Origin of the sequence: Rouxiella badensis (assembly GCF_026967515.2) — a bacterium.
Taxonomy (GTDB): domain Bacteria; phylum Pseudomonadota; class Gammaproteobacteria; order Enterobacterales; family Enterobacteriaceae; genus Rouxiella; species Rouxiella badensis.
The window spans coordinates 3,968,983-3,987,547 of the sequence record NZ_CP114062.1 but is presented as its reverse complement, the minus strand read 5'-3'; the positions used below and the strand labels follow the sequence as shown (position 1 = coordinate 3,987,547).

The window sequence follows — 18,565 nt, the reverse complement described above, 5'->3', positions numbered from 1 at the left end:
AGCTACATGAAACCTGAAATCCCGGTTGTATTGCCACATCGTGGACCTGCATTGCATGAGCGACGTGAGCAGATTATCCGGGCTGCGCTGGACCATTTTCGTCACTACGGTTATTCCAAAACCTCAGTGGCTGACCTGGCAAAAGCTATCGGTGTTTCAAGCGCTTATGTGTACAAGTTTTTTGAGTCTAAGCAGGCGATTGGTGAGGCGGTGTGCATGCACAGCCTGGGGCAGATCGATGATGCATTGCGCGAGATTGTGCACACCAACCAAAGCGCATCTGACAAGCTAAAAGAATTATTTTCGTCGCTGCTAAGCAAAAGCCTGGCGCTGTTTTTTGAAGAGCGGAGGCTGCATGACATTGCGGCTGTCGCGGCGACGAATCACTGGAGTTCAGCGAACAATCATCGCGCTGCTCTATATAGCATGCTGAAACAGATCATCGTTGAAGGTCGTGAGAAGGGTGAGTTTGAGTCTGACACGCCGCTTGATGAGGTGTGTATGGCCATCGCAGGTGTGATGACGCCATTCTCCCACCCCTTGATGCTTGAGGAAAAGACGCCAGAGCAGCTTGAAGAGCGCGTGCTGGTTATAACGAATTTGGTTTTACGCAGTCTGGCAAAATGACCCGGCTGTAAAAAGGTGTGTTGTTCACACCTCAATTATACGGACTGATCCACAGAGGAATTTTTATGTCTCATCGTCGTGTAGTCATTACGGGCATGGGGGCGGTGAGCCCGCTCGGTTGTGATATCGAAACTATTTGGAAACGACTGTTAGCCGGCCAGTCTGGTATTCGCGTTCTGCCAGAAGAAATCGTTGAAACCCTGACCGTTAAAGTGGGCGGTCAGGTGCAAACTCTTGAGCAGGATCCCGAGTCAGGTTTTGACGCGGACCAGTACGTGTTGCCTAAAGATCAGAAGAAAATGGACCGTTTCATTCTCTTCGCCATGGCTGCTGCTGAGCAGGCGATTACCGAGTCAGGCTGGAAAGCAGAGACCGCAGAACAGCAGGAACGCTCTGCGACGGTGATTGGCTCTGGTATCGGCGGTTTCCCGGCCATTGCCAATGCAGTACGCACCAACGACACTCGTGGTCCTAAGCGCCTGTCTCCATTCACCATTCCTTCATTTCTGGTGAACCTGGCTGCCGGTCAGGTTTCCATCAAGCACCAGTTCAAAGGCCCAATCGGTGCCCCGGTGACAGCCTGTGCGGCTGGCGTTCAGGCTATCGGCGATGCGGTACGTTTGATTCGCAACGACGAAGCTGACATTGCGCTGTGTGGCGGTGCGGAAGCGACTATTGATACCGTCACCATCGGCAGCTTTGCAGCGGCGAAAGCCATGTCGGTCGGTCATGAAGACAATCCAGCGTCTGCCTCACGTCCATTCGATAGCGCACGCGACGGCTTCGTCATGGGCGAAGGCGCAGGCATGCTAGTGATTGAAGAGCTGGAACATGCGCTTGCACGCGGTGCTAAACCATTGGCCGAGATCGTTGGTTACGGCACCAGCGGCGACGCATACCACATGACCTCCGGTGCAGAAGACGGCAACGGCGCAGGTCGTGCAATGAAAATTGCTCTGCGTCAGGGTGGCATCAAGCCTGAGCAGGTTCAGCACCTTAACGCCCACGCGACCTCTACGCCGGTCGGCGACCTCGGCGAAATCAACGCGATTAAAAACCTTTTCGGTACCGACGACAAGCTGGCCATCACCTCGACCAAGTCAGCAACTGGTCACCTTTTGGGTGCGGCTGGCGGCCTTGAGACTATCTTTACCGCGTTGGCCGTGCGTGACCAGATCGTGCCACCGACGCTGAATCTGGATAACAAAGATCCAGCGGCCGAGGGTTTAAACATCGTTGGCAACAAAGCACAGCCGCATGAAATCACCTATGCGCTGTCTAATGGTTTCGGTTTCGGTGGCGTTAACGCCTGCGTCTTGTTGAAGCGCTGGGAAGACTAAGTCTCTCCCAATTCAATGATAAAGCCCGTTAATCCGGGCTTTTTTTATGCGGTATTAGAGTCCGTCTGGACGCGGGATTTCGTAATACTGGCCCGATGGGTCACGCTTGTAATAGTGCCCTTGGCTGACGTAGAAACGCTCACCGTGGAAATCAACCGGAGAAAGGTCCGGCGGCGCAGAGTCATACTCTTCTTCTTCCTGCGGCGGAGATGGGGGCGGCGCATCATCCTGCGGTGGTGCATTAACTTCGACGTAATTATCACCTTGTTTCTGATAATAATTTCCGTTTAAAGCCCAATAGGTCAACCCACCAATCACCACGGCGACTGCGGCATCAGGCAAAATGTTGAAACCTGGCCCGCCGGGACCCCCACCGCCGTGTGCCAACGCCAACGTAGGTGAAAGCAGGCTCAGGGTTAATAGTGATGCAGCAAGCTTTTTCATTTCATTCCCCTCAGGGGTCAAACTTCAGACTGATACAAACTTCTTCCGACTGATATAAGGTCTAAACCCCCCGGCGTCAATCAATCTTCAACCCATTTTCACAAGCAGTTACAACTGCCTACGCTAATCTCACAGCGCTGCGCCAGGCTGACAGAGATTAACGGAGTGTGAACGGGACACAAGAGGACATTTAACCGCAAAAAAGCCCGCAAATCGCGGGCTTTTGGGGCTTTACCTTTCAGCTGCGAAGCCTAAAAGATTACTCGATATTCTGAATCTGTTCTCGCATCTGCTCGATAAGCACCTTCAGCTCGATGGCTGAGGTGGTCACGTCAGAATTAATAGATTTGGACGCCAAGGTATTCGACTCGCGGTTGAACTCCTGCATCATGAAGTCTAGACGGCGGCCAACGGCTTCCTCTTTCTTGAGGATTTTATGCGTTTCTTTAACGTGAGCCTCGAGACGATCGAGCTCTTCGGCAACGTCAACACGCTGCGCCATCAGCACCAGTTCCTGCTCCAGACGGTTGTTTTCAAGCTGAACCTGCGCGTCTTCCAGTTTGCTGACCAGACGTTCGCGCTGCCACAGTAAGACGTTTGGCATCTGGGCGCGGACCTTCACCACTTCGGCACTCACGCCATCAAGGCGTTGCTCAATCAGGGTCTTCAGTGACGCACCTTCGCTTTCACGGGCCAGAATAAAGTCGTCCAGCGCGCGGTCCAGCGCAACCAGCAGCTCATTGCTGATAGCATCCAAATCTTGCTCTTCGGCAACCATCACGCCCGGCCAGCGGAGCACGTCCAGCGGATTAATCTCGCCTTCATCGCTCTGCATCTTGACCCATTGCGCGGCTTCAACCAGCTGTTTAGCCAGCTTTTCGTTGAGCTGCAGGGTGCCCTGCGCGCTAGGGTCGAGGTCGAAACGAAGGTTGCATTCCACCTTGCCACGCGTCAGACGGGCGCGAACGCGTTCACGAATAACCGGCTCCAGACTGCGAAACTGCTCGGGCAGACGGATATAGGTTTCAAGATAACGCTGGTTAACGGAGCGAAGTTCCCACGCTGCGCTTCCCCAGTTACCCTTGATTTCACGTCGGGCATAAGCGGTCATACTACGGATCATGTCTGTGTACCTGTTAATGTAAAGATGCAAGGATTATAGCCTCGCTGCACCCGTCATGATAGGCATTACCTCACGAAGCCCGTATAATGCGCAGCCATCTATGATTTGCGAGCCGGAGAATTACCCCATGCGTCCAGCAGGCCGAAATGCACAACAAGTGCGCCCACTTACCCTGACCAGAAACTACACAAAACACGCTGAAGGTTCTGTTTTGGTTGAATTTGGTGACACCAAAGTCCTTTGCACCGCGACTGTTGAAGAAGGGGTTCCTCGCTTTCTGAAAGGTCAGGGACAAGGTTGGATCACCGCCGAATACGGCATGCTTCCGCGTTCTACCCACAGCCGTAACCCGCGTGAAGCGGCGAAAGGCAAACAGGGTGGCCGCACTCTGGAGATTCAACGTCTGATTGCCCGCTCTCTGCGTGCGGCGGTTGATCTGAAAAAACTCGGTGAGTTCACCATCACGCTGGACTGCGACGTCCTGCAGGCTGACGGGGGTACGCGTACTGCTTCAATCTCAGGTGCCTGTGTTGCACTGGCCGATGCCTTAAACGCACTGGTCGCCGCGGGCAAACTCAAAGCTAACCCGATGAAAGGTTTAGTGGCTGCGGTTTCCGTTGGTATCGTAAACGGTGAAGCGCTGTGCGACCTGGAATACGTTGAAGACTCCGCCGCTGAAACCGATATGAACGTGGTGATGATGGAAGACGGTCGTATGATCGAAGTCCAGGGCACCGCAGAAGGCGAGCCGTTCAGCCACGAAGAGTTGCTGAGCTTGCTGACCCTCGCTCGAGGGGGTATCGATACTATCTTCCAGGCGCAGAAGGCGGTTCTGGGAGAGTAATTATTTAAGGCGACTTTATTTTTAAGTCGCCTTTTTTGTATATGGCCCTCAGGCCAGTAAGAAGATTAAAGAACACGAGGAAAAGCACCCATGAAAGCCTACCAGCGCGAGTTTATTGAGTTTGCACTGAACAAGCAGGTTTTGAAATTCGGCGAATTTACCCTGAAGTCTGGCCGTATCAGCCCCTACTTTTTTAACGCAGGCCTGTTTAACACCGGTCGCGACCTGGCTTTGCTCGGCCGTTTCTACGCCGAAGCCCTGATTGATTCAGGCATCGACTTCGATCTGGTGTTTGGCCCGGCTTATAAAGGCATTCCTATCGCGACCACCACCGTTGTGGCGTTGGCCGAGCAGCATGAGCGCGACGTGCCTTACTGCTTTAACCGCAAGGAAGCAAAAGACCACGGCGAAGGCGGCACGTTGGTAGGCAGCCCGTTGCAGGGTAAAGTCATGTTGGTAGATGACGTGATAACCGCCGGTACGGCAATCCGTGAATCGATGGAAATTATCAACGCGAACAATGCATCTCTGGCCGGTGTGCTTATTTCTCTGGACCGTCAGGAACGCGGCCGTGCCGATATTTCGGCTATTCAGGAAGTTGAACGCGACTACGGCTGCAAAGTGATTTCTATCATCACGCTGGCTGATCTGATTGATTTTCTGGAAGAGAAGGCGGAGATGGCTGACCATCTGGCAGCGGTTCGCGCTTATCGCCAGCAGTACGGCATCTAATTGCGTCTGAAAAGGATGCAAAAGAAAAGGGCCAATGGCCCTTTTTTGCTTTATGTCTGTGACGTTGAGGCTATACCAGCTGCGCGGCAATCAGCGGCCAGCGGGTGTCGAAGTCCTGCGTCGGGCGATATTTGAATTCCGAACGGACAAAACGCGACAGCAGCCCTTCACAAAATGCCAACAGCTGGCTGGCGAGCAGCGTTTCGTCGGTGCTGAATCCGCTACCTTCGCGCATTTTCTTTTCGCGTAAGACCTGACGTAGCTGAACTTCAATACGCTCAAAAAGCTGATTAATGCGTCCCTGCAAGCGGTCTTGTTCAAACATTAACGCATGCCCGGTCATAATACGGGTCAGGCCCGGATTACGTTCAGCAAAACCCAGTATCAGCAGAAGAATGAGACGAAGCCTATTTAGGGTCTCTTTCTCATCCTGCAGGATAAGGTTGATTCGGGTGATCAAACTGTCTTCAATAAACTCGATCAGACTGTCAAACATCCGCGTTTTGCTAGGAAAATGGCGATAAAGTGCAGCCTCGGAAACGCCGACGTTGGCGGCAAGCTTGGCCGTAGTAATACGCTGGCTGCCATCGCTGGACTGAAGCATTTGTGCTAACGCCTGCAAAATCTCCTCGCGCCGGTTCCTTTTAGTATTTTCTTTTTCTGCCATGTCTGAATAGACCCTTGCTAAAAACGGCTCAAATATATTAAAAACCGAACAATTGCCGCGTAATCGAGAAATTTCGCGGCTTATTGAACCTTGGTCTTTCGCGCAGCAACGGGCGATGCCCTGCTATTCAAAAGCGGTGGGGTATCATTGAGTTTTTATTGTATCGGTTTGATATAAATAAGGATCTGTTCAATATCCTGCGGCCCTGCACCGCGATGTTGAACAGATTCTTACTGGCGTCCTGAGTGACCAAAGCCACCTTCGCCGCGTTCGCTGCTGGTAAAGTCTTCAACCAGATTAAATTCAGCCTGCACAACAGGAACGAATACCATCTGGGCAATGCGCTCGCCTGGCTCAATGGTAAAAGTGGTTTGACCGCGGTTCCAGACTGACACCATCAGTTGCCCCTGATAATCGGAGTCGATGAGGCCAACCAGGTTACCCAATACCACACCGTGCTTATGGCCCAGACCAGAGCGTGGGAGGATAACTGCAGCCAGATTGGCATCGCCGATGTGAATGGCAAGGCCGGTAGGCAGCAGGGTGGTTTCGCCCGGACGCAGTTCAACTGCGGTATCCAATACGGCGCGTAAATCTAAGCCTGCAGAACCCGGTGTGGCATAAGTCGGTAAAGGAAATTCCTTACCAATGCGCGAATCAAGGATCTTAATGTCGATTTTTTTCATCATAACGGCTGACAATCTCGTTTAGTAAAGCCTGGCCAAGCTGCTGTTTATCGCTGAGAGGTAAACGCAGATTTCCATTTTGCCAAAAAAGATGCAAAGCATTGGTATTGCTATTAAAACCATGCCCGGCAAGTGATACATCATTTGCGCAAATCAGGTCGAGATTCTTCCTGATTCGTTTCTGTTGGGCGTATTCTTCCACATTCTGGGTTTCGGCGGCAAACCCAACAACATACGGCCGATGTTCTTTCATGGCTGCAACCCCGGCGACAATATCAGGGTTCTTGATCATTTTCAGAGTGATTTCATCACCCTGTTTTTTAATTTTTTCATCGGCAATCGCCATAGCACGATAGTCTGCCACCGCCGCGCAGGAGATAAAAATATGCTGTGAGGCGACGCTATTGTTGACCGCAGCCTGCATTTCGAGCGCCGTGGTGACGTCGGTTCTTTCAACGTTTGCGGGCGTTGGGAGCGTGACTGGACCGCTAATGAGCGTCACCTGAGCACCACGCTTGGCGGCGGCCTCTGCGATGGCAAAACCCATTTTCCCAGAGCTGTGGTTGCTAATGTAGCGGACTGGGTCCAGCGCTTCCCGGGTGGGACCTGCGGTGACCATAATCTTAAGATGCTGCAGGTCATGGCGTGGCGCAAAATGCTCACCTGCCATCGCGACTATCACCATGGGATCGAGCATGCGGCCCGGGCCTACGTCACCGCAGGCCTGGCTGCCTTCATCGGGACCCCAGACAAGCGTGCCACGTGCCACAAGCTGTTGCAGGTTTTCCTGCGTGATGGCCGCGCGATACATTTGCTGGTTCATTGCTGGAACCACTGCGACCGGCGCAGCCGTGGCCAGGCAAATCGTGGTCAGCAGGTCGTTCGCCATGCCAGCGTTAACGCGCGCCAGCAGATCGGCCGTTGCGGGAGCAATAATGACGAGGTCGGCCCATTTGCCCAGTTCGATATGCCCCATCGCGGCTTCTGCCGCGGGGTCGAGCAGGGAGTCCGACACGGGATAACCTGAAACGGCCTGAAGGCTAAGTGGCGTAATGAACGCTTTGGCGGCTTCTGTCATGACCACGCGCACTTCTGCCCCACGGTCACGTAAGCGCCGTACCAGCTCGGGTGCCTTGTAGGCGGCGATACCACCGCTGACGCCAAGCACAATATGTTTGCCGGAAAGTCCCGTCATCGTGATTGTCCGATTGTAAGTCCAAAGAGGCGGTATTTTAGCATAATGCGCATTCATGACAGCTATACGCTTTCGTTATTAGCGATGCCTTTGCTGAGTTTTGCGAGACGTATCCCAAGGCTAAATCGCAGAGAGTCCTGTGTTTATCGAGCTGTGCAACAATCCTGACTCACAAGGAGTGGAGGATGAAAAGGCACAATAAAATCTGGAGCAGTGGGACGGGGCCGAGAGAAAAACTGATCGAGTTTGGCGCCTCCAGCCTGTCTGACTGCGAGCTGCTGGCGATATTTTTGCACACCGGCGTACAGGGTATGAACGTAATGGCACTGGCCGAAAGCCTGGTAGAGCACTTTGGGTCGATTTATGAGATTTTAAGGGCGGACTACGCGTCGATTGTCGGGCTTCACGGCATGGGTGCAGCAAAATATGCCCAGCTTTCTGCCGTGACCGAGCTGACTCAGCGCCGTTATGCGGGACAGCTGGCATGTGAAAATGTGCTGCTTAACCCCGCTATAACCCGCCAATATTTGCAGAATATGCTGTCGCATCGTGAAAGAGAGGTCTTTTTGGTACTTTTTCTCGACAATCAACACCGTGTTATTCGCCATGAGGAGATGTTTGCTGGTACCATTAGCAGCGTCGAAATTCATCCGCGTGAAATTGTGCGCGAAGCGATGAAGGTTAATGCGACTGCGCTAATTCTGGCGCATAATCATCCATCCGGCAAAGCGGAACCCAGTTTTGCGGATAGAAGGGTAACCGAACAGATAATAAAAACGTGCCAACTGCTGGACATTCGCGTACTCGATCACTTCGTGGTTGGGGGGGGTGAAACGGTCTCTTTTGCCGAGCGCGGTTGGCTTTAGACGTATTTTTTGAAGATCCTTAGGGATCTTTAGCTGTTCGGGACTTGAGCACTTACGCTCTAGAGCGTATACTACGCCACCTTTGAGAATCTTGGGTTTGGCGTTAAGAGCCTATCTCAGCAGGTTTCAATACCCGAAAGCATCTTGAATGCAGAAGGTTATGCCTGATGATTTATGGTTTTTACCCGACGACAGTGAGTCGGTTCTCAGTGGAGTTTGCTGAGATGGGCTCTCAAAGCCTGACGAGGCGGCCATACCCTATACGAAGCTCGAGCTGATTTGATTTTTGGAGAATAGACACATGTCCCGAGTCTGCCAAGTTACTGGCAAGCGCCCGGTGAGCGGTAACAACCGTTCCCACGCAATGAACGCGACCAAACGCCGTTTTCTGCCAAACCTGCATTCCCATCGTTTTTGGGTTGAAGGTGAGAAGCGCTTTGTAACTCTGCGTGTATCTGCTAAAGGTATGCGCGTGATTGATAAGAAGGGTATCGAAACGGTCCTGGCCGAAATTCGTGCCCGTGGTGAGAAGTATTAAGGAAAGGAACTGAAACATGGCTAAAGGTGTTCGCGAGAAGATCAAGCTGGTTTCTTCTGCTGGTACTGGTCACTTCTATACCACCACGAAGAACAAGCGTACTAAGCCGGAAAAATTGGAACTGAAGAAATTCGATCCAGTTGTCCGCCAGCACGTGATCTACAAAGAAGCTAAAATTAAATAATTTTAGTGGATTAATAAAAACCCGGCTCCGGCCGGGTTTTTTTATACCTGCGATTCCCCCTTCGTCATTGACGCTGTAGCTGCGTTGGCTACATTCATTCACCCCAGTCACTTACCTGTGTAAGCTCCCGGGGATTCGTTCATTTGCCGCCTGGCTACAACTCCAATTACCTCGGGGAAAGCTTTTGTGTTTGAAGCATTAGCTGCGCTATTAAGCCCATCCTTAGGCTTCCCCCCTTTTGGGCCGCTGCAAGCAGCGTTCAAATTTGCTCCCGGCAGATTTGTGGCTACACTACACCGCACATTAACGGTCTCAGGAATTATTCATGCCAGAACTGCCAGAAGTTGAAACCAGCCGCCGGGGTATTGAGCCTTATCTGGTGGGTCATACCATTTTGCACGCCGTGGTGCGTAACGCCAGGCTGCGCTGGCCGGTCTCTCAGGAGATTATGGCGCTTAGCGATCAGGTGGTTATCAGCGTTCAGCGCCGCGCCAAGTATCTTCTGGTCGAATTGAAAAGCGGGTGGATTATCATTCACCTCGGCATGTCGGGCAGTCTGCGGGTATTGACAGAGGAAATCGAGCCAGCCAAGCACGATCACGTAGATTTGGTGATGGATACCGGCTATGTGCTGCGCTATACCGACCCGCGTCGTTTTGGTGCCTGGCTGTGGTGTCAGGACCTTGAAGGCAGCAGCGTCTTGTCTCATCTGGGGCCTGAGCCGCTCAGCGAAGCATTCAACGCCGACTATCTCCGTGAAAAATCCCTCAAGAAGAAGTCGCCTATCAAGCCGTGGCTGATGGACAACAAGCTGGTGGTGGGAGTGGGAAATATCTATGCCAGCGAATCGCTGTTTGTTGCCGGAATATCCCCGGACAGGCCAGCTAACTCGCTCTCACTGGAAGAGTATGGCCTGCTGGTATCAACGATTAAAGCCGTACTGCTGCGTTCAATCGAGCAGGGCGGGACCACGCTGAGAGACTTCTTACAGTCTGACGGAAAGCCGGGTTATTTCGCTCAGGAGCTGCAGGTTTATGGTCGCGCCGGTGAGGCTTGTCGCGTGTGCGGTACGCCGATACAAAGCAGCAAACACGCGCAGCGCAGCACCTTCTTCTGCCCTCGATGTCAGCGTTAATCTGCTGCTATCTTCTCGAGCAATGCCTGAGTGATAGGCTCAGGCAGGAAAGGCGTGATGTCCCCTCCATGTCGCGCCACCTCTTTCACCAGAGAGGACGAAATAAACGACCACTCTTTTGAAGGCATAAGAAACACGCTTTCCAGCGTCGGCATCAGATGGCGATTCATGCTGGCAAGCTGCATCTCATATTCAAAATCTGACACTGCGCGCAGCCCACGTACTAACACGTTGGCGTTGTTTTCCTTGGCAAAGTTAGCCATCAGCGAGCTAAAGCCGATGACCTCGACGTTGGCGAGGTGAGAGGTTGCCTGACTGGCCAGCGCCACGCGCTCTTCCAGCGTGAACAGCGTCTTCTTGTGCGGACTGGCCGCAATTGCCAGAATCACCTTCTCAAACATCAAGGATGCGCGGGTTACCAAATCCAGATGGCCATTGGTCAGCGGGTCAAACGTCCCCGGATAGATTGCCTTGGTGCTCATAATGGCTCGCTTTTTTGCAGTTGATGGCTGAACGCCCAAAGGGCGGCATACTTGTTAAAAGTATACTGTGCATTCACGCTGGCGAGAATCAGCCCTTGTTTACCGTCGAGGAAACCGGCGCGCAGGATCCAAGTTTTGAAGAAAGCTCCCAAAGTATGGCTGATGATTGAGAAGTAGCTACAGCGTTTACCCTGCTCGAAGCGCTGCTTTGCCCAGGCTTCGGCATAGTTCATCTGTTTGCGCTGAAAGGCAAAGAAGTCGCGACAGGTGAGGTGCAGCAGATCGCCCTTGAGGTCAACAATCTCTGCCCCTTGGAAGTTTAACGATTCATGAACCAAATCATCGTTATAGCGATACTTATCGGCCTTATACAGGCGATTGACGCGGTCGGGATACCAGCCGCTATGACGCATAAAGCGTCCTAAAAACAGGTTACGACGGCCAAGGCGGTAAACTTTATTGGCATCCGGCTGTTGCAAACAGGCTTCGATAGACTGACGCAGTTCGGGAGAGACCCGCTCATCGGCATCGATCATCAAAATATAGTCACCGGTGGCATGGTCCTGCGCGATTTGACGCTGCTTGCCGAATCCTTGCCAGTCTTTATTTTCAAACACCTTGGCGCCAAGATGACGAGCCAGCGACGGAGTGTCGTCGCTGCTGCCTGAATCGAGAAGGACTATCTCATCTGCCCAACTGACTGACTTCAGGCAGTCCTCCAGCAGCGAAGCTTCATTTTTGGCGATCAGCACCACTGACAGACGTTTTTGGGCAGACATGGGATTTAGTGACTCCGAGGGGGAAGATAGGGCTCCATCAGCTGCAGCAGGCGCTGAAGCGCACCCTGATTTTGACGCAGTACCTCTACCGCGTGGCGACCATAATAAAGACGATAGTCTTCATCGGTCAGCAGCGTTGAAATTTCTTTAACCAATGAGGCGCTATCGTTAACGGTAATCAAACCGTCGGCCTGCGCGAGCTTGGCGCAAATATCTTTGAAGTTGAAGGTATGCGGACCCATCAGGACCGGTATAGCGTGTGCCGCCGCCTCAAGCGGGTTATGGCCGCCACGCTCTACCAGACTACCGCCCACGAAGGCGATGTCGGCAATTCCGTACAGCAGCATTAGCTCACCCATAGTGTCGCCAATCACAACCTGCGTTTGCGCGGAAGGGACTTCGCCACTGCTGCGTTGAATAAAGCTCATACCCGCCTTCTGGGTTAATTCACAGGCCACCGGGAAACGTTCAGGATGGCGTGGTACCAGAATCATCAGCAAATTAGGGAAGGTTTTCAGCAGTTCACGGTGAGCTGCGAGCAGAATCGCTTCTTCACCATCGTGGGTGCTGGTGGCTATCCATACCTGACGACGAGATGCCCATTGGCTGCGCAGCGTCAGTGCGCGAGCGGCCAACTCTGGGGTCACCGAAATATCGAATTTCAGGCTACCGGTCACTGCGAGATGAGAGCGCTTGAGGCCAAGAGAAATAAAGCGCTCTCCGTCTTCGGCATTCTGTGCGGCAATTAGGGTGATTTTGCTCATCACCTTTTTGATAAATTTGCCTAACTTACCGTAGCCTTTTGCAGAGCGTGCCGAAAGGCGCGCATTGGCGATAACCAGGGGAATGTCGCGTTCATGCAGGGCTGAAATCAGGTTCGGCCACAGCTCGGTTTCCATGATGATGACCAGCTTCGGACGAACCTGATCGAGAAAGCGCTCGATGGAACCGGGCAAATCATAAGGCAGATAAACGTGGCTGACGTCCTTGCCAAATGCAGACACAGCACGCTCTGAGCCGGTAGGCGTCATGGTGGTGACCGTGATCGGCAGGGAGGGATAGCGATGGCGTAGTGCCCTGACTAAAGGGACTGCCGCGAGCGTTTCACCCACGGAAACGGAGTGCAACATAATGCCGTCCGCCACGACCTTACCTTTGCAAAATCCATAGCGCTCAGCCCATCTCTTACGATAGAGCGGTGCTTTCCGACCACGCATCCAGAGACGAACCCAGATAATTGGCTGGATGAGGTAAAGAAGAACGGTATACAGCGTTTGTAACATAATATCCGTAAAATCTAAGGGTAAAGGCAGAATTCTAAGTTTTAAACCAGCCTAAAGCTATTGTTTATTCGCTAACTCAGCATATTGCTCGCAGATAGGCTGAATGCCGTAATGTGTCAGCTTCTGCGGGTCGATATAAGGCGGATTGGTGTAAATATCTTTAATCTTTTCAGCCAGTGATGCGACGCTTAAGTCTGCGAGCCCGCGAGCGAGTTCACCGCTAAGAATTTCTGCGGGTCCGCCCGGGCAGCGGGTGCTAACCACCGGCGTATCGAGCAGCAGAGCCTCAACCAGCACGTTGCCAAACCCCTCGCTATCTGAGCTTAAAATCAGCTGTTGGGCATGGCGAATATAGGGATAGGGATTGGACTGGAAGCCCTTGAAAATAACCCGTTCGGCGACGCCAAGCCGTTTTGCCAGCGATTTAAGCTTTTCCGTTTGCTCTGGCTTGCCCTGACCCAGCAGGACCAGTGGAGCCTGGACCCCACTTTCTGTGTAAGCCTCAATTAACCTGTCGTGACGCTTGTTTTCATGAAAGCGCCCCACGTGAATCAGGTATGGCTCTCCTGCCAGCTCGCAAGGTTGTTCAGCCGCGGCATGAATCGCTTTAATATCAAAGGGGTTGTAAATCACCTCAAGACGCGATGGGCTGAGGCTAAACTGCTGCCGAATGTCGTCTGCAACCGCATGCGAGACGGCAACGATATTGCGACGCTGGTAGACCGCTTTAATCTTGCGCTGTTTCATCCAGCGATCGAAGCCGGTGCGATGCCCAAGGTAGGAGGTCGAAAACATACCGTGCAGACAGAACCAGACTTTGGTGGCATCTAGCACGTTACTTTTAGCCACGATACGGTCGGTTTTATGCAGGTTCGACAGTACCAAATCAAAATCACCGGCCTTACGCAGTGCGTCGTCCAGCTGACCCGCGCGACGTGAGAGCTCGGTCAACTTGCGCCACGGCTTACGGTTCTGGTCTTTAATGACTACATACACCAGGCCTTCCGGCAGCGGATACTGGCAGACGTCGCGCAGTGAAAATAATGACACTTGATGCCCCTGACGCAGCATACCTTCAGCCAGCGTCAGCACGACCTTTTCGGCCCCGCCGCCCGGAAGTCCGTCGATAATAAACAGAATGCGCATATCAGCCTACCAGCTCTTGGTACAGTGAGATAAGTTGGGACGAAAGCCGCTGTGGCGTACAGTCGAGGATCCGCTCGCGCGCTTTCTCGCCTTCGCTGGAGCCCAGCGCATGTTTTGGCAGCGCCATTACCGCCTGTTGCAGCGCCGTTACGTCGAGCGCATCACACACGTAGCCGTTCACGCCCTGAACAATAAACTCTGAGCCGCCGCAGGTCGGTGTGGTGATGATTGGCAGCCCACACGCCATGGCTTCTAGAATCACGTTAGGGAAGGGGTCGTAGAGCGTTGGCAGCAGCAGACCGTCGGCCATTTGATAGAAGGCCAGCGTTGAGGTTTGCATGCCGAAGAAATGTACCCGATTTGCGCAGCCTAAAGTTGCACAAAGCGCTCTGTATCGTTTTTCGTCTTTATCTTTACCCACCACCAACAGATGGCGATCGGTATTGGCGATGGCTTTTATTGCCGCATCCAGGCCCTTACGCTCAAAGCCTGAACCGACATAAATCAGGCAGGTTGCATCGGCAGGCACTTGATATTGCGCACGCAGGGTGAAGCGTTCTGCCTCGGTTGGCGGCAAAAATCGCTGTGCGTCGATAGCGTTGTAGATGACGCGAATCTTGTCGGCAGGCACGCCAAACTCGTTGATGATTTCCTGCTTGACCATCTCGGCGTTGCAAATCACCGCCTTTAGCTCGGGAGCGGAGTACATCTGCTGCTCGGCCTGCATGACATAACGATGGTAACGGTCGCCGAAAAGTTGTCTGGCTTTCCAGGTCGGCAGGACGCGCGCACGTTGCTCGAGCCAGCGGCGGTGAACGCCGTCACCGGCGCGATACAAGTCACAGCCCGGAATGCGCTCATGGCTCTGTACTAAATCGAAATCTTCTTTTTGCCACAGGCTGCGGGCCGCGTTGGCAAAACCGCGTTCGCGGCTGATACGCCCGAGTTTCCACGGATCGCAGATGTGCACCTTCCAACCCGGTTTGACCTCACCCTGCCATTGGCGGGTAATGACGTTTAGCTCAAGATCCTGATTTTCGAGGGCTTCAAGCGCGCGGGATACGAAGCGTTCCGCGCCACCGTCTGGGCGGTATTTTTGGCGCACTAGCGCCAGTCTAAAATGCTTCACGGGAGTAACCTTTCTGCCGCATCGATAACTGCCTGAGTGGGAATGGCATCAAGGTAGCGTTCGGATGTATGGGTGTCGATATCGTCGGGATCGGGCAAGGGGCCGAAATCACCGGCCCAAATGACTTCGCCCTGAGCCTGCCACGGTTTCCAGAAGGTCAGCTTTGACGGCCCAAACAGCGCAATCAGCGGCGTTTGCAGTGCGGCCGCCATGTGCATTGGCACGGAATCGACACCGATAAACAGGGCGGCTTTATCGATAAGCGCAGCCAGTTGACGCAGGGTCAATTTTCCGGCCAGTGAGGTGACGTTAGCCTCAGGGCAGAGTGTGAGAATGTTGGCGACCATCTCAAGCTCGCGTTTGTCCGGCCCGGCAGTGACAACAATCGGAAAACCTTTGGCCGAGAGGGCGCTGAAGGTGGCGGCCATCTTCTCTTCGGTCCAGCATTTGAAAAACCAGCGAGAGGTCGGCTGAACCACAATAAATGGAATCTTGATTCCATTGTCATGCAGAAGAGCGTTAACGGCCTGTTCATCCTGTTCTGAATAGCTCATGGTGGCCTGACTTACCGGCGAGACGATATTCAAGGGTTCGAGAATAGACAAGTTTTGCTCGACGGTATGCTGCTTACCGTGATTTGAGGTACTGACCAGCTGGGTATGGCAGAATGGCCAGACTTTACCGCGACGCTTAGGGAAAGCAAATCCCAGACGCACAGGCGCGCCCGTTAGACGTGTCACGATGGCGCTGCGCCACTGGTCGGCAAGGTTGACCACCAGGTCATATTTGCGCTTCATCAGTTGGCGGGCCAGTTTGACCTCATGGCCCATATGCGCACGCGCACCCTGTTTTTTCCATTGCCTGTCGATGGTAAATAGCTGATTTAATGCCGGATGGCTTGCCAGCATATCGCGCGTTTCGAGATACACCAGCATATCGATTTCGGCATCGGGATAGTGCTGATGAAGCGTATTGATAACCGGCGTGGTCAGCAACATATCGCCGTGATGACGCAGTTTGATAATAAGGATACGCCGTGGCGAGTTGAGAATTTTGGTTGCTGAGGCCTGAGTCATCTTTATTCGCTATTCAAGAATTTAAGGAGTGATTCTAAAGGAGCCTGAAGAATGTGGCTACTCTTCCAGACCGTTCTTGCTATAGGTCGAAAAATATCAAAGAATAGACAACAAATTTGGCTCATGGTTGTCCAAAAATGAGTTTATTAAAGTTTTCTTGATGAGTGGGTACGCGCCCGCTGTCTTTTTATTCGAGAAAGCTTCATTGAGTTTTTATTGAGCATTTTCTATGACTAAGCCAGCATTTATCATCACTATCGATACTGAAGGCGACAACCTTTGGCAAAATCACGACAGTATCTCTACGGAGAACACTCGTTATTTGCCACGTTTTCAGGCGCTTTGTGAAAAATATGGTTTCAAACCCGTCTATCTCACCAACTATGAGATGGCCAAGGACGCGCAATACGTTGAATTCGCTACCGACGTTATCCGCCGTGGTACCGGCGAGGTGGGGATGCATCTGCATGCCTGGTATAGCCCGCCACATGAGCCGCTAACCTCTGACGATTGGCGCCACAAGCCCTATCTGATTGAGTATCCTCGAGACGTTATTCGCGCCAAGGTTGATCACATGACCAAGCTTCTGGAAGACGCGTTCCAGACCAAAATGCTCAGCCACCGGGCTGGCCGTTGGGCGTTTAATGAATATTATGCTTCACTGCTGGTGGAGTATGGCTATCAGGTTGATTGCTCGGTCACGCCGCACGTCAACTGGTCGTTCTCGCCGGGTAATCCTGCGGGTCAGGGCGGAACCGACTATCGCCACTTCCCGAGCGAGGCCTATTTCCTCGATCCGGAAGACATCAGTCGTGCCGGAAAGTCGCCGCTGCTCGAAGTCCCGATGAGCATTCATCTCAAGCACTCCCCGCTGATGAACACTCTGAAGCAAAGTTATGACGCACTGCGTGGAAAGAAGCGTTCGCCTTCGGCGCTGTGGCTGCGCCCTTCGGGCGGGAATCTCGAGAAGATGAAGCAGGTTGCCACGCGCAGTTTGGCCCAGGGCCATGACTACGTCGAGTTCATGCTGCACTCTTCGGAGTTTATGCCTGGCGGCAGCCCAACGTTTAAGAACGAGCAGGATATCGAAGTACTTTACCGTGACCTGGAGCAGCTGTTTAGCTGGCTGAGCGAACGCACGGTAGGATTAACATTGGCTGAATATTATCAGCAGAGAGTGAATTAAGAAGATGGCAAAGAAGTTAAAAACAGCCTTATCGAACAAGTTTCTGCAGTTTTACACCCTCTTCGGCGGTCGTCTAAAACCGCGCGACTCGTTTGATCCGACGCGCATCTTCACCAGCATCGTCATCTATTCGACTACGGCGCTCGGAGACCTGATGTTTAACACCCCGGCGATTCGGGCGATTAAAAACCGTTATCCTAATGCCTTTATTACGCTGGTTTCGAGCCATAAAAATAAAGGTCTGGTTGCCAATAGTCCCTATTTCGACGACGTGGTGTATTGGGACGAAAAGGTACGTGATATTAAAAGTGTCATCAAGGCATTGCGTAAGAATCAGCCCGAGCTGGCTGTCATTCTTCACTCCAAACCGCCATACGACGTGATGAGTGCGGTGATGTCCGGCTGTGAGTACATCGTTAAAGATCTTTACGGGGAACGTCCGACCGGCGTCGAGCAGTGGTTAACCCATTATATGGACAACTTTGAAGGGCACCTCATTCAACGCAAGCTTAATCTGGTGAAATTCCTGGGTTGTGATAACACCAATATCGACATGATGATCCCTGTCGATTTCCCTAAAATCGAAAAAGAGCCGGGAAAAATCATTATCGGTTTCCAGATGGGCGCATCAAGACCGGTTCGCTGCTGGCCAGTGCCAAAATTTGTCGAGCTGGCAAGGTCACTGATGGCTCTCGGTCCTGAGTACGAGGTTGCGTTGATTGGTACCCAGCTAGAGAAGCCTCTGGAAGAAGAGTTCTTCAGCCTGCTGACGGAAGAGGAAAAACAGCGCGTGGTGAGTTACATCGCCAAGACCAGCCTGCCTCAGCTGATGAGCGTCATGAAAAATATGGATGTGATGGTTACGGGTGATACAGGACCTCAGCATTTAGCCGTGGCGCTGAAAGTGAAAACGGTAAGCCTGTTCGTAACCGAAGTGCCACAATACTGTGGGCCTTATCAGGACCCTGAAATTCATCCGGTTATCTGGATGCCGGTCGATCTGGAGAAGATGGATAAGGCCGTCAGCGAACAGCCGCTGTCAATCATCAGCTGCGATGAGGTGTTGCAGCACGTCAAAACCTTGTTGAAAATTAACTGATCCT

21 protein-coding genes are annotated in these 18,565 nt (G+C 52.7%); 10 read left to right on the top strand and 11 right to left on the bottom strand.

The window, feature by feature from the left end:
* Positions 1-6: 6 nt before the first annotated feature.
* Entirely contained in the window at positions 7-627 is a 621-nt protein-coding gene (locus tag O1V65_RS18390; protein WP_017493288.1) for a TetR/AcrR family transcriptional regulator, read from the top strand.
* A gap of 65 nt (positions 628-692) precedes the next feature.
* Positions 693-1,967: a beta-ketoacyl-ACP synthase II gene (gene fabF, locus O1V65_RS18385; RefSeq protein WP_017493289.1), complete on the top strand. Its 1,275-nt coding sequence runs from the start codon at positions 693-695 to the stop codon at positions 1,965-1,967.
* Positions 1,968-2,021: 54 nt separating this feature from the next.
* Here the strand turns inward: fabF and O1V65_RS18380 are convergent, their stop codons facing one another.
* Together O1V65_RS18380 and O1V65_RS18375 are read right to left on the bottom strand one after the other, a co-directional pair.
* The gene (locus O1V65_RS18380; protein ID WP_017493290.1) at positions 2,022-2,411 is read right to left on the bottom strand and encodes a DUF6515 family protein; all 390 of its coding nucleotides are present in this window, start codon (positions 2,409-2,411) and stop codon (positions 2,022-2,024) included.
* A gap of 259 nt (positions 2,412-2,670) precedes the next feature.
* Positions 2,671-3,534 carry a YicC/YloC family endoribonuclease gene (locus O1V65_RS18375; protein ID WP_017493291.1) on the bottom strand — a complete coding sequence of 288 codons (864 nt, stop codon included), beginning with the start codon at positions 3,532-3,534 and terminating at the stop codon, positions 2,671-2,673.
* A 127-nt stretch (positions 3,535-3,661) separates the two neighbouring features.
* On the opposite strand from O1V65_RS18375, the gene rph reads away from it, so the two are divergent.
* Positions 3,662-4,378: a ribonuclease PH gene (gene rph / locus O1V65_RS18370; RefSeq protein ID WP_017493292.1), complete on the top strand. Its 717-nt coding sequence runs from the start codon at positions 3,662-3,664 to the stop codon at positions 4,376-4,378.
* Between the two features lie 90 nt (positions 4,379-4,468).
* The gene (pyrE, locus tag O1V65_RS18365; RefSeq protein ID WP_165429871.1) at positions 4,469-5,110 is read left to right on the top strand and encodes an orotate phosphoribosyltransferase; all 642 of its coding nucleotides are present in this window, start codon (positions 4,469-4,471) and stop codon (positions 5,108-5,110) included.
* 70 nt (positions 5,111-5,180) lie between these two features.
* On the opposite strand, the gene slmA is transcribed toward pyrE, so the two are convergent.
* From slmA to coaBC, 3 genes are all read right to left on the bottom strand, one after another.
* Positions 5,181-5,777 (bottom strand): nucleoid occlusion factor SlmA, encoded by a 597-nt coding sequence (gene slmA, locus O1V65_RS18360; protein WP_017493294.1) that lies wholly within the window; start codon positions 5,775-5,777, stop codon positions 5,181-5,183.
* Between the two features lie 230 nt (positions 5,778-6,007).
* On the bottom strand, positions 6,008-6,466 hold the full coding sequence (gene dut / locus O1V65_RS18355) for a dUTP diphosphatase (RefSeq protein WP_038328240.1): 459 nt from the start codon (positions 6,464-6,466) through the stop codon (positions 6,008-6,010).
* Entirely contained in the window at positions 6,444-7,658 is a 1,215-nt protein-coding gene (gene coaBC, locus O1V65_RS18350; protein ID WP_084912768.1) for a bifunctional phosphopantothenoylcysteine decarboxylase/phosphopantothenate--cysteine ligase CoaBC, read from the bottom strand. Before coaBC ends, dut begins: the two co-directional genes overlap by 23 nt.
* Before the next feature lie 185 nt (positions 7,659-7,843).
* Between coaBC and radC the strand changes: the two genes are divergently transcribed.
* The 4 genes from radC (at position 7,844) to mutM (ending at position 10,381) form a co-directional block, all read left to right on the top strand.
* Positions 7,844-8,524 carry a RadC family protein gene (gene radC / locus O1V65_RS18345; RefSeq protein ID WP_084912769.1) on the top strand — a complete coding sequence of 227 codons (681 nt, stop codon included), beginning with the start codon at positions 7,844-7,846 and terminating at the stop codon, positions 8,522-8,524.
* Between the two features lie 301 nt (positions 8,525-8,825).
* Positions 8,826-9,062, top strand: coding sequence for a 50S ribosomal protein L28 (gene rpmB / locus O1V65_RS18340; RefSeq protein ID WP_005164747.1), 237 nt, complete (start codon positions 8,826-8,828; stop codon positions 9,060-9,062).
* 16 nt (positions 9,063-9,078) lie between these two features.
* Positions 9,079-9,246: a 50S ribosomal protein L33 gene (gene rpmG, locus O1V65_RS18335; protein ID WP_004392084.1), complete on the top strand. Its 168-nt coding sequence runs from the start codon at positions 9,079-9,081 to the stop codon at positions 9,244-9,246.
* Between the two features lie 325 nt (positions 9,247-9,571).
* Entirely contained in the window at positions 9,572-10,381 is an 810-nt protein-coding gene (gene mutM / locus O1V65_RS18330) for a bifunctional DNA-formamidopyrimidine glycosylase/DNA-(apurinic or apyrimidinic site) lyase (protein ID WP_017493297.1), read from the top strand.
* Here mutM and coaD read toward each other — a convergent pair.
* From coaD to rfaQ, 6 genes are read right to left on the bottom strand one after another with little or no spacing between them, the layout of a single operon-like run.
* A complete protein-coding gene (gene coaD, locus O1V65_RS18325; RefSeq protein WP_017493298.1) occupies positions 10,378-10,863 on the bottom strand; it encodes a pantetheine-phosphate adenylyltransferase in 486 nt (161 codons plus the stop codon). The two genes, mutM and coaD, sit on opposite strands and share 4 nt — an antisense overlap.
* Entirely contained in the window at positions 10,860-11,642 is a 783-nt protein-coding gene (locus tag O1V65_RS18320; protein ID WP_084912771.1) for a glycosyltransferase family 2 protein, read from the bottom strand. The genes coaD and O1V65_RS18320 overlap by 4 nt, the downstream gene beginning before the upstream one ends.
* 5 nt (positions 11,643-11,647) lie before the next feature.
* A complete protein-coding gene (gene waaA, locus O1V65_RS18315) occupies positions 11,648-12,925 on the bottom strand; it encodes a lipid IV(A) 3-deoxy-D-manno-octulosonic acid transferase (protein WP_017493300.1) in 1,278 nt (425 codons plus the stop codon).
* A 57-nt stretch (positions 12,926-12,982) separates the two neighbouring features.
* The gene (locus O1V65_RS18310) at positions 12,983-14,071 is read right to left on the bottom strand and encodes a glycosyltransferase (protein WP_084912772.1); all 1,089 of its coding nucleotides are present in this window, start codon (positions 14,069-14,071) and stop codon (positions 12,983-12,985) included.
* A 1-nt stretch (position 14,072) separates the two neighbouring features.
* The gene (locus O1V65_RS18305) at positions 14,073-15,200 is read right to left on the bottom strand and encodes a glycosyltransferase family 4 protein (protein WP_017493302.1); all 1,128 of its coding nucleotides are present in this window, start codon (positions 15,198-15,200) and stop codon (positions 14,073-14,075) included.
* Positions 15,197-16,276: a putative lipopolysaccharide heptosyltransferase III gene (rfaQ, locus tag O1V65_RS18300; protein WP_084912774.1), complete on the bottom strand. Its 1,080-nt coding sequence runs from the start codon at positions 16,274-16,276 to the stop codon at positions 15,197-15,199. Before rfaQ ends, O1V65_RS18305 begins: the two co-directional genes overlap by 4 nt.
* 229 nt (positions 16,277-16,505) lie before the next feature.
* On the opposite strand from rfaQ, the gene O1V65_RS18295 reads away from it, so the two are divergent.
* Complete coding sequence (locus O1V65_RS18295) at positions 16,506-17,462, top strand: polysaccharide deacetylase family protein (RefSeq protein WP_017493305.1); 957 nt, start codon at positions 16,506-16,508, stop codon at positions 17,460-17,462.
* A 4-nt stretch (positions 17,463-17,466) separates the two neighbouring features.
* Complete coding sequence (locus O1V65_RS18290; protein WP_192504291.1) at positions 17,467-18,561, top strand: glycosyltransferase family 9 protein; 1,095 nt, start codon at positions 17,467-17,469, stop codon at positions 18,559-18,561.
* The last annotated feature ends 4 nt before the right edge of the window (positions 18,562-18,565 follow it).

Coding starts and splice junctions, on each gene's coding strand:
- O1V65_RS18390 (WP_017493288.1), top strand. CDS start 7: ATGAAACCTGAAATCCCGGTTGTATTGCCACATCGTGGACCTGCATTG.
- fabF (WP_017493289.1), top strand. CDS start 693: ATGTCTCATCGTCGTGTAGTCATTACGGGCATGGGGGCGGTGAGCCCG.
- O1V65_RS18380 (WP_017493290.1), bottom strand. CDS start 2,411: ATGAAAAAGCTTGCTGCATCACTATTAACCCTGAGCCTGCTTTCACCT.
- O1V65_RS18375 (WP_017493291.1), bottom strand. CDS start 3,534: ATGATCCGTAGTATGACCGCTTATGCCCGACGTGAAATCAAGGGTAAC.
- rph (WP_017493292.1), top strand. CDS start 3,662: ATGCGTCCAGCAGGCCGAAATGCACAACAAGTGCGCCCACTTACCCTG.
- pyrE (WP_165429871.1), top strand. CDS start 4,469: ATGAAAGCCTACCAGCGCGAGTTTATTGAGTTTGCACTGAACAAGCAG.
- slmA (WP_017493294.1), bottom strand. CDS start 5,777: ATGGCAGAAAAAGAAAATACTAAAAGGAACCGGCGCGAGGAGATTTTG.
- dut (WP_038328240.1), bottom strand. CDS start 6,466: ATGATGAAAAAAATCGACATTAAGATCCTTGATTCGCGCATTGGTAAG.
- coaBC (WP_084912768.1), bottom strand. CDS start 7,658: ATGACGGGACTTTCCGGCAAACATATTGTGCTTGGCGTCAGCGGTGGT.
- radC (WP_084912769.1), top strand. CDS start 7,844: ATGAAAAGGCACAATAAAATCTGGAGCAGTGGGACGGGGCCGAGAGAA.
- rpmB (WP_005164747.1), top strand. CDS start 8,826: ATGTCCCGAGTCTGCCAAGTTACTGGCAAGCGCCCGGTGAGCGGTAAC.
- rpmG (WP_004392084.1), top strand. CDS start 9,079: ATGGCTAAAGGTGTTCGCGAGAAGATCAAGCTGGTTTCTTCTGCTGGT.
- mutM (WP_017493297.1), top strand. CDS start 9,572: ATGCCAGAACTGCCAGAAGTTGAAACCAGCCGCCGGGGTATTGAGCCT.
- coaD (WP_017493298.1), bottom strand. CDS start 10,863: ATGAGCACCAAGGCAATCTATCCGGGGACGTTTGACCCGCTGACCAAT.
- O1V65_RS18320 (WP_084912771.1), bottom strand. CDS start 11,642: ATGTCTGCCCAAAAACGTCTGTCAGTGGTGCTGATCGCCAAAAATGAA.
- waaA (WP_017493300.1), bottom strand. CDS start 12,925: ATGTTACAAACGCTGTATACCGTTCTTCTTTACCTCATCCAGCCAATT.
- O1V65_RS18310 (WP_084912772.1), bottom strand. CDS start 14,071: ATGCGCATTCTGTTTATTATCGACGGACTTCCGGGCGGCGGGGCCGAA.
- rfaQ (WP_084912774.1), bottom strand. CDS start 16,276: ATGACTCAGGCCTCAGCAACCAAAATTCTCAACTCGCCACGGCGTATC.
- O1V65_RS18295 (WP_017493305.1), top strand. CDS start 16,506: ATGACTAAGCCAGCATTTATCATCACTATCGATACTGAAGGCGACAAC.
- O1V65_RS18290 (WP_192504291.1), top strand. CDS start 17,467: ATGGCAAAGAAGTTAAAAACAGCCTTATCGAACAAGTTTCTGCAGTTT.